At 59.9% G+C, this 15583-nt stretch carries 13 protein-coding genes and 1 tRNA gene; all 14 read left to right on the plus strand.

What is annotated here, in order from left to right; genetic code table 11:
- Positions 1-99 (plus strand): EF-Tu C-terminal domain-related protein (locus tag BM198_RS28955; protein ID WP_018149684.1); only part of this gene is annotated, 99 nt, incomplete at its 5' end.
- Positions 100-152: 53 nt separating this feature from the next.
- Positions 153-228, plus strand: a tRNA-Trp gene (locus BM198_RS28960).
- A 48-nt stretch (positions 229-276) separates the two neighbouring features.
- On the plus strand, positions 277-645 hold the full coding sequence (gene secE / locus BM198_RS28965) for a preprotein translocase subunit SecE (protein WP_074974277.1): 369 nt from the start codon (positions 277-279) through the stop codon (positions 643-645).
- 10 nt (positions 646-655) lie between these two features.
- On the plus strand, positions 656-1189 hold the full coding sequence (nusG, locus tag BM198_RS28970) for a transcription termination/antitermination protein NusG (protein ID WP_044410915.1): 534 nt from the start codon (positions 656-658) through the stop codon (positions 1187-1189).
- 116 nt (positions 1190-1305) lie between these two features.
- Positions 1306-1737 carry a 50S ribosomal protein L11 gene (gene rplK, locus BM198_RS28975; protein WP_074974279.1) on the plus strand — a complete coding sequence of 144 codons (432 nt, stop codon included), beginning with the start codon at positions 1306-1308 and terminating at the stop codon, positions 1735-1737.
- Positions 1738-2433 carry a 50S ribosomal protein L1 gene (gene rplA / locus BM198_RS28980; protein ID WP_044410921.1) on the plus strand — a complete coding sequence of 232 codons (696 nt, stop codon included), beginning with the start codon at positions 1738-1740 and terminating at the stop codon, positions 2431-2433.
- A gap of 212 nt (positions 2434-2645) precedes the next feature.
- A complete protein-coding gene (gene rplJ, locus BM198_RS28985; protein ID WP_044410923.1) occupies positions 2646-3146 on the plus strand; it encodes a 50S ribosomal protein L10 in 501 nt (166 codons plus the stop codon).
- 81 nt (positions 3147-3227) lie between these two features.
- Positions 3228-3596 (plus strand): 50S ribosomal protein L7/L12, encoded by a 369-nt coding sequence (gene rplL, locus BM198_RS28990; RefSeq protein WP_044410925.1) that lies wholly within the window; start codon positions 3228-3230, stop codon positions 3594-3596.
- Positions 3597-3817: 221 nt separating this feature from the next.
- The gene (rpoB, locus tag BM198_RS28995; RefSeq protein ID WP_044410928.1) at positions 3818-7891 is read left to right on the plus strand and encodes a DNA-directed RNA polymerase subunit beta; all 4074 of its coding nucleotides are present in this window, start codon (positions 3818-3820) and stop codon (positions 7889-7891) included.
- 67 nt (positions 7892-7958) lie between these two features.
- Positions 7959-12164, plus strand: coding sequence for a DNA-directed RNA polymerase subunit beta' (rpoC, locus tag BM198_RS29000; protein ID WP_044410930.1), 4206 nt, complete (start codon positions 7959-7961; stop codon positions 12162-12164).
- A gap of 158 nt (positions 12165-12322) precedes the next feature.
- Positions 12323-12694 (plus strand): 30S ribosomal protein S12, encoded by a 372-nt coding sequence (rpsL, locus tag BM198_RS29005; RefSeq protein WP_044410932.1) that lies wholly within the window; start codon positions 12323-12325, stop codon positions 12692-12694.
- Between the two features lie 109 nt (positions 12695-12803).
- Positions 12804-13274 (plus strand): 30S ribosomal protein S7, encoded by a 471-nt coding sequence (rpsG, locus tag BM198_RS29010; RefSeq protein ID WP_044410935.1) that lies wholly within the window; start codon positions 12804-12806, stop codon positions 13272-13274.
- A 30-nt stretch (positions 13275-13304) separates the two neighbouring features.
- A complete protein-coding gene (gene fusA, locus BM198_RS29015) occupies positions 13305-15440 on the plus strand; it encodes an elongation factor G (protein ID WP_074974281.1) in 2136 nt (711 codons plus the stop codon).
- Positions 15441-15470: 30 nt separating this feature from the next.
- Positions 15471-15583, plus strand: a 113-nt coding sequence (locus BM198_RS29020) for a GTP-binding protein (RefSeq protein ID WP_228379154.1), incomplete at its 3' end; no start/stop codon positions are given.

Genomic DNA, 15583 nt, shown 5'->3' on the forward strand with positions numbered 1-15583 from the left:
CTGATCGCTCCGATCGCCATGGAAGATGGCCTGCGCTTCGCAATCCGCGAAGGCGGTCGTACCGTTGGCGCCGGCGTCGTCGCCAAGATCATCGAATAAGTAGTTGATCTTGCGTTATCAGGCCGGCATAATGGTCGGCCTGATTTTGTTACAGGCCAGTAGCTCAATTGGCAGAGCGGCGGTCTCCAAAACCGCAGGTTGGGGGTTCGATTCCCTCCTGGCCTGCCAGATTTCCCGGTCCTGGGATCTGGCAATCTCCACACAAGGTCCTTTCCAATGAATGCCAAGCTTGAAGCCAAAGAAACTCGCTTCGATGCGTTGAAGTGGATCGTTGTGGCTTTTCTGGTTGTTGTGGGGGTTGTGGGCAACCACTACTTCGCTGCTCAGCCGATTATCTATCGCGTCCTTGCTCTCCTGGTTCTGGGTGGTGCTGCGGCTTTGGTTGCGCTGCAGACCGTCAAGGGGCAGGCGTTCTTTTCTCTGGCCAAAGAGGCGCGTGTCGAGATCCGCAAGGTGGTCTGGCCGACTCGTCAGGAAACTACTCAGACCACGCTGATCGTGGTTGCGGTTGTTCTTGTCATGGCGCTGCTCCTGTGGGGCTTGGATTCCCTGCTGGGTTGGCTTGTTTCGATGATTGTTGGTTAAAGGGTGCCCCGTGGCTAAGCGTTGGTACGTTGTTCACGCGTATTCCGGTTATGAGAAGCATGTCATGCGTTCTCTCGTTGAGCGCGTGAAGCTTGCGGGTATGGAGGATCAGTTTGGTGAGATCCTCGTGCCGACAGAAGAAGTGGTCGAAATGCGCAATGGTCAGAAGCGCAAGAGTGAGCGGAAGTTCTTTCCTGGATATGTGCTGGTCCAGATGGAGATGAATGAAGCCACCTGGCACCTGATCAAGGACACTCCTCGTGTCATGGGGTTCATCGGTGGTACTGCGGACAAGCCCGCTCCCATCACTGAGCGTGAGGCTGAGGCGATTCTTCGCCGTGTCGCTGATAGTGGTGACAAGCCGAAGCCCAAAACCCTGTTCGAGCCGGGCGAGACTGTCCGTGTCATTGATGGTCCGTTTGCGGATTTCAATGGTGTGGTTGAAGAGGTTAATTACGAGAAGAGCCGCATTCAGGTTGCTGTGCTCATCTTCGGTCGCTCCACTCCTGTCGAGTTGGAGTTCAGCCAGGTCGAAAAGGTCTAGCTGTAGATGCATCCCATACCCCCGCAGCCAATGGTTGCGGGGTTTTGTCGTCACTGGGATAAACGCAATGAAATCGGGGAGCCCTTGGGCGCTTGAACCCGCAAATGGAGTCATAAATGGCTAAGAAGATTCAGGCTTACATCAAGCTGCAAGTGAAGGCTGGCCAGGCCAACCCTTCGCCGCCGGTTGGTCCCGCTCTCGGTCAGCACGGCGTGAACATCATGGAGTTCTGCAAGGCGTTCAACGCCAAGACCCAGGGCATGGAGCCCGGTCTGCCCACTCCGGTGATCATCACTGTCTACAGCGACCGTAGCTTCACGTTCGAGACCAAGAGCACCCCGGCTTCCGTGTTGCTGAAGAAGGCGGCTGGCATCACCAGCGGCTCTTCCCGTCCGAACAGCCAGAAGGTTGGCACCGTTACCCGTGCACAGCTGGAAGATATCGTCAAAGCCAAGCAGGCGGATCTGACTGCAGCTGACCTGGATGCGGCCGTGCGTACCATCGCCGGTTCCGCTCGTAGCATGGGCCTGAACGTGGAGGGCGTGTAAATGGCAAAGCTGACCAAGCGCCAAAAGGCAATTGCTGCCAAGGTTGAAGCCGGCAAGCAATATGCATTCGAAGATGCAGCCAAGCTTCTTGCTGAGCTGTCCACCATCAAGTTCAAGGAGTCCGTGGACATCGCCATCAATCTCGGCGTTGATCCTCGCAAATCCGATCAGGTTGTTCGTGGCGCCACTGTCCTGCCGAATGGCACTGGCAAGAGCGTTCGCGTTGCCGTGTTCACCCAGGGTCCTGGTGTCGAAGCCGCTCTGGCTGCTGGCGCTGACAAGGTTGGCATGGACGAACTGGCTGCCGAAATGAAGGCTGGCGACCTGAGCTACGACGTGGTGATCGCATCTCCCGATGCAATGCGCGTTGTCGGTCAACTGGGTCAGGTTCTCGGCCCCCGTGGCCTGATGCCGAACCCGAAAGTCGGTACCGTTACCCCCGACGTGGCTACCGCTGTCAAGAACGCCAAGGCTGGCCAGGTACGCTTCCGTACTGACAAGAACGGCATCATCCATGCTTCCGTTGGCAAGGTTGATTTCGAGCCGGTCAAGCTGAAGCAGAACGTCGAAGCCCTGCTGTCCGACCTGAAGCGCCTCAAGCCGTCCACCTCCAAGGGTGTGTATGTGCAGCGCGTGACCCTGAGCACCACCATGGGCCCAGGTCTGCAGATCGATCAGGCTTCCCTGGAAGCTTAAGGAACAAAGTCGCAGTGGGCCTTGTGCCCGCTGCGCAGGTATTGGGGTCCCTGCCTGGCGGGGGCTATCCAAGACCGTAGGCGGCCATGCCTTAAACCGGGGAGCGATCCTCGAGCCTACGCAGATGGTGCTCCCGATTCGTTTACCGAATCAGACACCAAAACGCCGTCCGGCCTCGGCTGGACGAACCGGTAACATCCAGGAGTGAACCCGTGGCAATTAAACTCGAAGACAAGAAGGCCATCGTCGCTGAAGTCAACGAGGCTGCCCAAGCTGCCCTGTCCGCTGTCGTGGCTGATGCCCGTGGCGTGACTGTGGCTGCCATGACCGGACTCCGTAAAGAGGCCCGCGCGGCTGGTGTTTACGTCAAAGTCGTACGTAACACCCTCGCCCGTCGCGCCGTCGAAGGCACTTCTTTTGAAGTGCTCGGCGACGTGTTCAAGGGCCCGACCCTCATCGCTTTCTCCAAGGAACATCCGGGTGCTGCCGCCCGTATCTTCAAGGAGTTCGCCAAGGGTCAGGACAAGTTCGAGATCAAGGCCGCCGCGTTTGAAGGCAAGCTGATCGCAGCCAACCAGATCGACGTACTGGCAACCCTGCCGACCTACGACGAAGCCGTATCCCAGCTGATGAGCGTTATCCAAGGCGCCACCAGCAAGCTGGCTCGTACCCTGGCGGCAATCCGCGACCAGAAGGAAAGCGCCGCAGCCTGATAAGGCCGCGCCCGTCCTTTCGCTTTATTCGATTAATTCGATGGCCGCCTGAGGCCATCCATCAATACAGGAATTAGAGTCATGGCTCTGACCAACGAAGACATCATCAACGCCGTATCCGAAATGTCCGTGATGCAAGTTGTTGAACTGATCAAGGCAATGGAAGAGAAGTTCGGCGTTTCCGCTGCTGCAGCTGTTGCTGCTGGCCCGGCTGCCGCTGCTGCTGTTGTTGAAGAGCAGACCGAGTTCACCATCGTCCTGGCTGAAGCTGGCGACAAGAAAGTGAACGTGATCAAGGTCGTTCGCGAGCTGACCGGTCTGGGCCTGAAAGAAGCCAAGGCAGTTGTTGACGGCGCCCCGGGCGTGGTCAAGGAAGGCGCTTCGAAAGAAGAAGCCGAAGCTGCCAAGAAGGCTCTGGAAGAAGCTGGCGCCAAAGTCGAGCTCAAGTAAGCGACGACCTTGCGTCTACAGCCTGAGCGGTAAGCGAAAGGCTGATGGCTGGTGGCTTAGGCCACCGGCCTTTTTCCGTTCTAGGTGGCCGCCTCATGGCGGCTACCTGGAATGTGAGGCTCCCACCGACCAAGGTGGCGCAAACCAAGGGGTTTGCACGATTTTCTGGCTACTCCCGTCGGAGGAGCCAAATAAGCAGGTGACCAAGCTGGGGAACGCTGATGGCTTACTCATACACTGAGAAAAAACGTATCCGCAAAGACTTTAGCAAGTTGCCGGACGTCATGGATGTACCCTACCTCCTGGCCATCCAGCTGGATTCGTACCGCGAATTCCTGCAGGCGGGCGCGAGCAAGGAGCGGATCCGTGATATCGGCCTGCACGCGGCCTTCAAGTCTGTATTCCCGATCATCAGCTATTCCGGCAACGCCGCTCTGGAATACGTTGGCTATCGCCTTGGCGAGCCGGCCTTCGACGTCAAGGAATGCGTGCTGCGCGGCGTGACCTTCGCCGTTCCGCTGCGCGTCAAGGTGCGTCTGATCATTTTCGACAAGGAGTCGTCGAACAAGGCCATCAAGGACATCAAGGAACAAGAAGTCTACATGGGCGAAATCCCGCTCATGACCGAAAACGGTACCTTTATCATCAACGGTACCGAGCGCGTGATCGTCTCCCAGCTGCACCGCTCCCCGGGCGTGTTCTTCGACCATGACCGTGGCAAGACCCACAGCTCCGGCAAGCTGCTGTACTCCGCGCGGATCATTCCATACCGTGGTTCCTGGCTGGACTTCGAGTTCGATCCGAAGGACTGCGTGTTCGTTCGTATCGACCGTCGCCGCAAGCTGCCGGCCTCCGTCCTGCTGCGCGCGCTCGGCTACAGCACCGAGGAAGTGCTCAACGCCTTCTATGCCACCAACGTCTTCCATGTGAAGGGCGAAGGCCTGCACCTGGAACTGGTGCCTCAGCGCCTGCGCGGTGAAGTCGCCGTATTCGACATCAAGGATCCGTCCGGCAAGGTGATCGTGGAGCAGGGCCGTCGTATCACCGCCCGCCACATCAACCAGCTGGAGAAGGCTGGTATCAGCGAGCTGGAAGTTCCGCTGGACTACGTCCTCGGTCGCACCACCGCCAAGGCCATCGTGCATCCGGCCACCGGCGAGATCATCGTCGAGTGCAATACCGAGCTGACCACCGACCTGCTGGTCAAGATCGCCAAGGCACAGGTCGTCCGCATCGAGACCCTGTACACCAACGACATCGACTGCGGTCCGTTCATCTCCGACACCCTGAAGATCGACTCCACCAGCAACCAGCTGGAAGCCCTGGTGGAAATCTATCGCATGATGCGTCCTGGTGAGCCGCCGACCAAGGAAGCTGCCGAAACCCTGTTCAACAACCTGTTCTTCAGCGCCGAGCGTTACGACCTGTCCGCTGTCGGCCGCATGAAGTTCAACCGCCGGATCGGTCGCACCGAGATCGAGGGGCCTGGTGTCCTCAGTCGCGAAGATATTGTCGAGGTCCTCAAGACCCTGGTCGACATCCGCAACGGCAAGGGCATCGTCGACGACATCGATCACCTGGGTAACCGTCGTGTCCGTTGCGTTGGCGAAATGGCCGAAAACCAGTTCCGTGTTGGCCTGGTGCGCGTCGAGCGTGCGGTCAAGGAACGCTTGTCCATGGCGGAGAGCGAAGGTCTGATGCCTCAGGACCTGATCAACGCCAAGCCCGTGGCTGCCGCGATCAAGGAGTTCTTCGGCTCCAGCCAGCTCTCCCAGTTCATGGACCAGAACAACCCGCTGTCCGAGATCACCCACAAGCGCCGTGTTTCCGCACTCGGCCCAGGTGGCCTGACCCGCGAGCGCGCGGGCTTCGAAGTCCGCGACGTACACCCGACCCACTACGGCCGTGTGTGCCCGATCGAGACGCCCGAAGGTCCGAACATCGGTCTGATCAACTCCCTGGCCACCTACGCCCGCACCAACCAGTACGGTTTCCTCGAGAGCCCCTACCGTGTTGTAAAAGGCACCCAGGTGACCGATGAGATCGTCTTCCTCTCCGCCATCGAAGAGGCTGACCACGTCATCGCTCAGGCGTCTGCCACGCTCAACGAGCAGGGCCAACTGATCGACGAGCTGGTGGCTGTGCGTCACCTGAACGAGTTCACCGTGAAGGCGCCGGAAGACGTCACCCTCATGGACGTATCGCCGAAGCAGGTCGTTTCCGTCGCTGCCTCGCTGATCCCGTTCCTTGAGCACGACGACGCTAACCGCGCACTCATGGGCTCGAACATGCAGCGCCAGGCCGTGCCGACACTGCGTGCCGACAAGCCTCTGGTTGGTACCGGCATGGAGCGCAACGTCGCCCGTGACTCCGGTGTTTGCGTCGTGGCCCGTCGTGGTGGTGTGATCGACTCCGTCGATGCCAGCCGCATCGTCGTCCGTGTGAACGACGACGAAGTCGAAACTGGCGAAGCCGGCGTCGACATCTACAACCTGACCAAGTACACCCGCTCCAACCAGAACACCTGCATCAACCAGCGCCCGCTGGTGCAGAAGGGTGACAAGGTTTCGCGCAGCGACATCCTGGCCGATGGTCCGTCCACCGACATGGGTGAACTGGCCCTGGGTCAGAACATGCGCGTCGCGTTCATGCCCTGGAACGGTTTCAACTTCGAAGACTCCATCTGCCTCTCCGAGCGCGTGGTCCAGGAAGATCGTTTCACCACGATCCACATCCAGGAACTGACCTGCGTTGCCCGTGACACCAAGCTCGGCCCAGAAGAAATCACCGCGGACATCCCGAACGTGGGTGAGGCTGCGCTGAACAAGCTGGATGAAGCCGGCATCGTCTACGTCGGCGCCGAAGTACAGGCTGGCGACATCCTGGTCGGCAAGGTCACCCCGAAAGGCGAGACCCAGCTGACTCCGGAAGAGAAGCTGCTGCGCGCGATCTTCGGTGAGAAAGCATCCGACGTTAAGGACACCTCCCTGCGTGTGCCGACCGGCACCAAGGGCACCGTCATCGACGTCCAGGTCTTCACCCGTGATGGCGTGGAGCGCGACTCCCGTGCACTGTCCATCGAGAAGATGCAGCTCGACGAGATCCGCAAGGACCTGAACGAAGAGTTCCGCATCGTCGAAGGTGCAACCTTCGAGCGCCTGCGTTCCGCCCTGGTCGGCCAGGTTGCCGAAGGTGGCGCCGGCCTCAAGAAAGGCACCGAGATCACCGACGAGTACCTCGACGGCCTTGAGCGCGGCCAGTGGTTCAAGCTGCGCATGGCGGACGACGCTCTGAACGAGCAGCTCGAGAAGGCCCAGGCCTACCTCTCCGACCGTCGCCAGCTGCTGGACGACAAGTTCGAAGACAAGAAGCGCAAGCTTCAGCAAGGCGACGACCTGGCGCCGGGCGTCCTGAAGATCGTCAAGGTGTACCTCGCCATCAAGCGCCGCATCCAGCCGGGCGACAAGATGGCGGGCCGCCACGGTAACAAGGGTGTGGTCTCCGTGATCATGCCGGTCGAAGACATGCCCCACGATGCCAATGGGACGCCGGTGGACATCGTCCTCAACCCGCTGGGCGTACCGTCGCGTATGAACGTCGGCCAGATTCTTGAAACCCACCTGGGCCTCGCGGCCAAGGGCCTGGGCGAGAAGATCAACCGCATGCTCGAAGAGCAGCGCAAGATCGCCGAGCTGCGCAAGTTCCTGCACGAGATCTACAACGAGATCGGTGGGCGTCAGGAGAGCCTGGATGAACTGAGCGATCAGGAAATCCTCGACCTGGCGAAGAACCTGCGCGGCGGCGTGCCGATGGCTACCCCGGTGTTCGACGGTGCCAAGGAGCGCGAGATCAAGGCGATGCTGAAACTCGCCGATCTGCCCGAGAGCGGCCAGATGCGCCTATTCGACGGTCGTACCGGCAACATGTTCGAGCGTCCGACCACCGTTGGCTACATGTACATGCTGAAGCTGAACCACCTGGTCGACGACAAGATGCACGCACGTTCCACCGGCTCTTACAGCCTGGTTACCCAGCAGCCGCTGGGTGGTAAGGCGCAGTTCGGTGGCCAGCGTTTCGGGGAGATGGAGGTCTGGGCGCTGGAAGCCTACGGCGCCGCCTACACCCTGCAGGAAATGCTGACCGTGAAGTCCGACGACGTGAACGGCCGTACCAAGATGTACAAGAACATCGTGGATGGCGATCACCGCATGGAGGCCGGCATGCCCGAGTCCTTCAACGTGTTGATCAAAGAGATCCGTTCGCTCGGCATCGACATCGAACTGGAAACCGAATAACACGCGACGCCCAGAACGCTACGGCTGGTCAAGGCCGGTCGTAGCGGGTCCGTGAGGAGGAAAGGCCTTGAAAGACTTGCTGAATCTGTTGAAAAACCAGGGTCAAATCGAAGAGTTCGATGCCATCCGTATTGGCCTGGCCTCGCCCGAGATGATCCGTTCCTGGTCCTTCGGTGAAGTGAAGAAGCCGGAGACCATCAACTACCGTACCTTCAAGCCGGAGCGCGATGGCCTGTTCTGCGCCAAGATCTTCGGCCCGGTGAAGGACTACGAGTGCCTGTGCGGTAAGTACAAGCGCCTCAAGCACCGCGGTGTGATCTGCGAGAAGTGCGGTGTGGAAGTCGCCCTGGCCAAGGTGCGTCGTGAGCGCATGGGCCACATCGAGCTGGCTTCCCCTGTTGCCCACATCTGGTTCCTGAAGTCCCTGCCGTCCCGTATCGGCCTGCTGCTGGACATGACCCTGCGTGACATCGAGCGCGTGCTCTATTTCGAGAGCTACGTAGTGATCGATCCGGGCATGACCACCCTTGAGAAAGGTCAGCTGCTGAACGACGAGCAATACTTCGAAGCCCTCGAAGAGTTCGGTGATGACTTCGATGCCCGCATGGGTGCCGAGGCTGTCCGCGAGTTGCTGAACGCCATCGACCTGGAGCACGAGATCGGCCGCCTGCGCGAAGAGATTCCGCAGACCAACTCGGAAACCAAGATCAAGAAGCTGTCCAAGCGCCTGAAGCTGATGGAAGCCTTCAAGGATTCCGGCAACCACCCCGAGTGGATGGTGCTGACCGTCCTGCCGGTGCTGCCGCCGGACCTGCGTCCGCTGGTTCCGCTGGATGGCGGTCGCTTCGCGACCTCCGACCTGAACGATCTGTATCGCCGGGTCATCAACCGTAACAACCGCCTGAAGCGCCTGCTCGACCTGGCCGCTCCGGACATCATCGTGCGCAACGAAAAGCGCATGCTGCAGGAAGCTGTCGACGCCTTGCTGGACAACGGCCGTCGTGGCCGTGCCATCACTGGCTCGAACAAGCGCCCGCTGAAGTCCCTGGCCGACATGATCAAGGGCAAGCAAGGTCGCTTCCGTCAGAACCTGCTCGGTAAACGCGTGGACTACTCCGGTCGTTCCGTGATCACCGTCGGCCCGACCCTGCGTCTGCACCAGTGCGGTCTGCCCAAGAAGATGGCCCTCGAGCTGTTCAAGCCGTTCATCTTCGGCAAGCTCGAAGCCCGCGGCATGGCCACCACCATCAAGGCGGCCAAGAAGATGGTCGAGCGCGAACTGCCCGAGGTCTGGGACGTACTCGCCGAAGTCATCCGCGAACACCCCGTGCTGCTGAACCGTGCGCCGACCCTCCACCGTCTGGGTATCCAGGCGTTCGAGCCGGTGCTGATCGAAGGCAAGGCCATCCAGCTGCATCCGCTGGTCTGCGCCGCGTACAACGCCGACTTCGACGGTGACCAGATGGCCGTCCACGTTCCGCTGACCCTCGAGGCCCAGCTGGAAGCGCGCGCGCTGATGATGTCCACCAACAACATCCTGTCGCCTGCCAACGGCGAGCCGATCATCGTTCCGTCCCAGGACGTGGTTCTCGGTCTGTACTACATGACTCGTGAGGCGGTGAACGCCAAGGGTGAGGGTCGCGTCTTCGCTGACCTGCAGGAAGTCGACCGCGTGTTCCGCGCCGGCGAGGCGTCCCTGCACGCCCGTGTGAAAGTCCGCATCAACGAGACCGTGAAGGACAAGGACGGCGGTATCACCAAGAACACCCGCATCGTCGACACCACCGTCGGCCGTGCTCTGTTGTTCCAGGTGGTTCCGGCAGGCCTGTCGTTCGACGTGGTCAACCAGCCGATGAAGAAGAAGGCGATCTCCAAGCTGATCAACCAGTGCTACCGCGTGGTGGGTCTGAAGGATACCGTCATCTTCGCCGACCAGCTGATGTACACCGGTTTCGCCTACTCCACCATTTCCGGCGTTTCCATCGGTGTGAACGACTTCGTCATTCCCGATGAGAAGGCGCGCATCATCGATGCCGCCACCGAGGAAGTGAAGGAGATCGAATCCCAGTACGCCTCCGGCCTGGTTACCCAGGGCGAGAAGTACAACAAGGTGATCGACCTCTGGTCCAAGGCGAACGACGAAGTGTCCAAGGCGATGATGGCCAACCTCTCGAAAGAGAAAGTGGTCGATCGCGAGGGCAAGGAAGTCGATCAGGAGTCCTTCAACTCCATGTACATGATGGCGGACTCCGGTGCGCGGGGCTCCGCGGCCCAGATCCGTCAGCTCGCCGGTATGCGCGGCCTGATGGCCAAGCCGGACGGCTCCATCATCGAGACCCCGATCACCGCGAACTTCCGTGAGGGCCTGAACGTACTCCAGTACTTCATCTCCACTCACGGTGCTCGTAAAGGTCTGGCGGATACTGCACTGAAGACCGCGAACTCCGGTTACCTGACTCGTCGCCTGGTCGACGTGGCGCAGGACCTGGTCGTGACCGAGATCGACTGCGGCACCGAGCATGGCCTGCTGATGACTCCGCACATCGAAGGCGGCGACGTGGTCGAGCCCCTGGGCGAGCGCGTCCTGGGTCGTGTCATCGCCAAGGACGTGTTCAAGCCTGGCAGCGACGACGGCGAAGTGATCGTCCCGGCCGGTACCCTGATCGACGAGCAGTGGGTCGAGTTCATCGAGCGTGCGAGCATCGACGAGGTTGTAGTCCGCTCGCCGATCACCTGTGAAACTCGCTATGGCATCTGCGCCAAGTGCTACGGTCGTGACCTGGCACGTGGTCACCAGGTGAACATCGGTGAAGCGGTCGGCGTCATCGCCGCCCAGTCCATCGGTGAGCCGGGTACCCAGCTGACCATGCGTACGTTCCACATCGGTGGTGCGGCCAGCCGTACCTCGGCAGCCGATAACGTCCAGGTCAAGAATGGCGGTACCATCCGCCTGCATAACCTGAAGCACGTCGAGCGTGTCGATGGTGCGCTGGTGGCAGTTTCCCGTTCCGGCGAGCTGGCAGTGGCTGACGAATTCGGTCGCGAGCGCGAGCGCTACAAGCTGCCGTACGGTGCCGTGATCTCCGTGAAGGAAGGTGACAAGGTCGACCCGGGCGCCATCGTTGCCAAGTGGGACCCGCACACCCACCCGATCGTGACCGAGATGAAGGGTACCGTGACCTTCGTCGGCATGGAGGAAGGCATCACCATCAAGCGTCAGACCGACGAACTCACCGGCCTGACCAACATCGAGGTTCTGGATCCGAAGGATCGTCCGGCTGCCGGCAAGGACATTCGTCCGGCTGTGAAGCTGGTCGACGCCAATGGCAAGGAGCTGCTGCTGCCGGGTACCGACGTACCGGCCCAGTACTTCCTGCCGGCGAACGCGCTGGTTGGCGTGGCCGACGGTGCTCAAGTGGGCGTGGGTGATGTTATTGCCCGTATCCCGCAGGAAACCTCGAAGACCCGTGACATCACCGGTGGTCTGCCGCGCGTTGCCGACCTGTTCGAAGCTCGTCGTCCGAAAGAGCCTTCGATCCTGGCAGAAATCAGCGGCACCATCTCCTTCGGCAAGGAGACCAAGGGCAAGCGCCGTCTGGTCATCACGCCGAACGACGGTAGCGATCCTTACGAGGAGCTGATTCCGAAATGGCGTCACCTGAACGTGTTCGAAGGCGAACAGGTGAACCGTGGCGAGGTGATCTCCGACGGTCCGAGCAACCCGCACGACATCCTGCGCCTGCTGGGCGTCAGTGCGCTGGCCAAGTACATCGTCAATGAAATCCAGGACGTGTACCGCCTGCAAGGCGTGAAGATCAACGACAAGCACATCGAGACCATCCTGCGTCAGATGCTGCGTAAGGTAGAGATCGCGGAGTCCGGGGATTCCAGCTTCATCAAGGGCGACCAGATGGAGCTGACCCAGGTGCTGGAGGAGAACGAGCGTCTGGCCGGTGAAGATCGCTTCATCGCCAAGTACGAGCGCGTCCTGCTGGGTATCACCAAGGCTTCGCTGTCCACCGAGTCGTTCATCTCCGCGGCATCCTTCCAGGAGACCACCCGCGTCCTCACCGAGGCGGCGGTAACCGGCAAGCGCGACTACCTGCGTGGCCTGAAGGAAAACGTCGTGGTGGGTCGTCTGATCCCGGCCGGTACCGGCCTGGCCTACCACAGCGAGCGCAAGCGTCAGCGCGAAGCCGGCAAGCCGGTCCGCGTAAGCGCGAGCGAGGTGGAAGCAGCGCTGACCGAAGCGCTGAACTCCAGCGGCAACTAATCAGGCGGGCCCTGGGCGACCTTGTGTTGCCTGGGGCCTTGTCTTGACTGGGGGATTGAGTCTCTTTAGACTCATGCACCCCTAAATTTGGCAGGGCGCTGAGCTCTGCCATTTTGCTTTAGGGCAATAGCGTCGAAAGACAACAGTGGAGCTTATAGATGGCAACTATCAACCAGCTGGTACGTCAGCCGCGCAAGCGTATCGTCGACAAGTCCGACGTTCCTGCGCTGCAGAACTGCCCGCAGCGTCGTGGCGTGTGCACCCGCGTGTACACCACCACGCCGAAAAAACCGAACTCCGCACTCCGTAAGGTTTGTCGTGTTCGCCTGACCAACGGTTTTGAAGTCACCTCCTACATCGGTGGTGAAGGTCACAACCTGCAGGAGCACAGCGTAGTGCTGATTCGTGGCGGTCGTGTAAAAGACCTCCCGGGTGTTCGCTACCACACCGTTCGCGGTTCTCTGGATACCACTGGTGTCAAAGACCGTAAGCAGGGTCGCTCCAAGTACGGTACCAAGCGTCCGAAGTAATCCGGCGCTTCAACCTGAATTCTTTTTACTGAGTCGATAAGAGTAAGGTCGGCCGTAACCGAATGGTTATCGTGCCGGGCTAACCTGAAGACCGTTTGAGGGCTTATCAATGCCAAGACGTCGTGTAGCAGCCAAGCGTGAGATCCTGGACGATCCGAAATACGGAAGCCAGATCCTCGCCAAGTTCATGAACCACGTGATGGAAAGCGGCAAGAAGGCCGTAGCCGAGCGCATCGTTTACGGTGCCCTGGATACTGTCAAAGCACGCAAGAACACCGATCCCCTGGAGATCTTCGAGAAAGCTCTCGACGCCATCGCTCCGCTGGTCGAAGTCAAGTCCCGCCGTGTAGGCGGTGCTACCTACCAGGTGCCGGTCGAAGTTCGCCCGTCTCGTCGCAATGCGCTGGCAATGCGCTGGCTGGTGGACTCCGCGCGCAAGCGTGGCGAGAAGTCCATGGCCCTGCGTCTCGCTGGTGAGCTGCTGGATGCCTTCGAAGGCAAAGGCGCAGCCGTCAAGAAGCGTGAAGACGTACACCGCATGGCTGAGGCCAACAAAGCGTTCTCGCACTACCGCTTCTAATCACGGCATCAATACTTTTGCGAGGGCTTTATGGCTCGTACCACACCAATTAACCGCTACCGGAACATCGGTATCTGCGCCCACGTTGACGCGGGCAAGACCACCACTACCGAGCGGATCCTGTTCTACACCGGTCTCAGCCACAAGATGGGTGAGGTGCACGACGGCGCTGCTACCACCGACTGGATGGTGCAGGAGCAGGAGCGCGGCATCACCATTACGTCCGCTGCGATCACCACCTTCTGGGAAGGCTCGCGCGGTCAGTACGACAAATACCGTGTAAACGTCATCGACACCCCCGGCCACGTCGACTTCACCATTGAAGTTGAGCGCTCCCTGCGCGTGCTTGACGGTGCTGTCGTGGTGTTCTGCGGTACTTCCGGCGTTGAGCCGCAGTCCGAAACCGTATGGCGTCAGGCCAACAAGTACGGTGTTCCGCGTATCGTCTACGTGAACAAGATGGACCGCGCTGGTGCCAACTTCCTGCGCGTCGTTGGCCAGATCAAGAACCGCCTGGGTCACACCCCGGTTCCGGTCCAGCTGGCTATCGGTGCGGAAGATGACTTCCAGGGGCAGGTCGACCTGCTGAAGATGAAGGCCATCTACTGGAACGAAGACGACAAGGGCACCTCCTACCGCGAGGAAGAGATTCCTGCGGAGCTGGTCGACCTGGCCAACGAGTGGCGCTCCAACATGGTTGAGGCGGCTGCCGAGGCCAACGAAGAGCTGATGAACAAGTACCTCGAGGAGGGTGATCTCTCCATCGAAGAGATCAAGGCTGGTCTGCGTCAGCGCACCATCGCCTGCGAGATCGTTCCGGCTGTCTGCGGCTCTTCGTTCAAGAACAAGGGCGTGCCCCTGGTTCTCGATGCCGTCATCGACTTCCTGCCTGCTCCGACCGAGATCCCGGCTATCCAGGGTATCCACCCGGACCACATCGATCTGGGCGACGAGGCTCCGAAAGACGAGCGTCATGCCGACGACAACGCGCCGTTCTCCGCATTGGCGTTCAAGATCGCTACCGACCCGTTCGTTGGTACCCTCACCTTCGTGCGCGTCTACTCGGGCGTTCTGGAGTCTGGCCAGTCGGTCATCAACTCCGTGAAGAGCAAGAAAGAGCGCGTTGGCCGTATGGTGCAGATGCACGCCAACCAGCGTGACGAGATCAAGGAAGTGCGCGCAGGCGACATCGCGGCCCTGATCGGCATGAAGGACGTCACCACAGGTGACACCCTGTGCGATCCGGACAAACCGATCGTCCTCGAGCGCATGGACTTCCCGGAGCCCGTGATTCACGTGGCTGTCGAGCCGAAGACCAAGGCTGACCAGGAGAAGATGGGTATTGCTCTGGGCAAGCTGGCCCAGGAAGACCCGTCGTTCCGCGTCAAGACCGACGAAGAGTCCGGCCAGACCATTATTGGTGGTATGGGCGAGCTGCACCTGGACATCATCGTCGACCGCATGAAGCGTGAGTTCGGTGTAGAGGCCAACATCGGTAAGCCGCAGGTGGCGTACCGTGAGACCATTTCCAAGGACAACGTCGAGATCGAAGGCAAGTTCGTTCGTCAGTCCGGTGGTCGTGGTCAGTTCGGTCACTGCTGGATTCGCTTCTCGTCGGCTGACGTGGACGAAAAAGGCAACATCACCGAAGGTCTGGTGTTCACCAACGAAGTCGTCGGTGGTGTGGTTCCGAAGGAATACATCCCTGCGATCCAGAAGGGTATCGAAGAGCAGATGAAGAACGGCGTTGTTGCCGGTTATCCGCTCATCGGCCTGAAGGCCACCGTATTCGATGGCTCGTACCACGACGTCGACTCCAACGAAATGGCGTTCAAGATCGCGGCCTCCATGGCAACCAAGCAGCTGGCCCAGAAGGGCGGTGGTAAGGTGCTTGAGCCGATCATGAAGGTCGAAGTGGTGACCCCCGAGGACTACATGGGCGACGTGATGGGTGACCTGAACCGTCGTCGTGGCCTGATTCTGGGTATGGAAGACTCGGTTTCCGGTAAGGTTATCCGTGCCGAGGTTCCGCTGGGTGAGATGTTCGGTTATGCGACCGACGTTCGCTCCATGTCTCAGGGTCGCGCCAGCTACTCCATGGAATTCTCCAAGTACGCCGAAGCTCCGTCGAACATCGTCGAAGCGCTCGTTAAAAAACAAGGCTAATCCCGCCCTTTAAGTAAGAGGTTTACTGTCGTGGCTAAGGAAAAATTTGAACGTAACAAACCGCACGTCAACGTCGGCACCATTGGTCACGTTGACCATGGCAAGACCACTCTGACTGCTGCCCTGACCAAAGTCTGCTCCGA

The sequence above is a fragment of the Metapseudomonas otitidis genome, from assembly GCF_900111835.1.
Classification (GTDB): Bacteria; Pseudomonadota; Gammaproteobacteria; order Pseudomonadales; family Pseudomonadaceae; genus Metapseudomonas; species Metapseudomonas otitidis.

Coding starts and splice junctions, on each gene's coding strand:
- secE (WP_074974277.1), top strand. CDS start 277: ATGAATGCCAAGCTTGAAGCCAAAGAAACTCGCTTCGATGCGTTGAAG.
- rplK (WP_074974279.1), top strand. CDS start 1,306: ATGGCTAAGAAGATTCAGGCTTACATCAAGCTGCAAGTGAAGGCTGGC.
- rplA (WP_044410921.1), top strand. CDS start 1,738: ATGGCAAAGCTGACCAAGCGCCAAAAGGCAATTGCTGCCAAGGTTGAA.
- rplL (WP_044410925.1), top strand. CDS start 3,228: ATGGCTCTGACCAACGAAGACATCATCAACGCCGTATCCGAAATGTCC.
- rpoB (WP_044410928.1), top strand. CDS start 3,818: ATGGCTTACTCATACACTGAGAAAAAACGTATCCGCAAAGACTTTAGC.
- rpsL (WP_044410932.1), top strand. CDS start 12,323: ATGGCAACTATCAACCAGCTGGTACGTCAGCCGCGCAAGCGTATCGTC.
- rpsG (WP_044410935.1), top strand. CDS start 12,804: ATGCCAAGACGTCGTGTAGCAGCCAAGCGTGAGATCCTGGACGATCCG.
- fusA (WP_074974281.1), top strand. CDS start 13,305: ATGGCTCGTACCACACCAATTAACCGCTACCGGAACATCGGTATCTGC.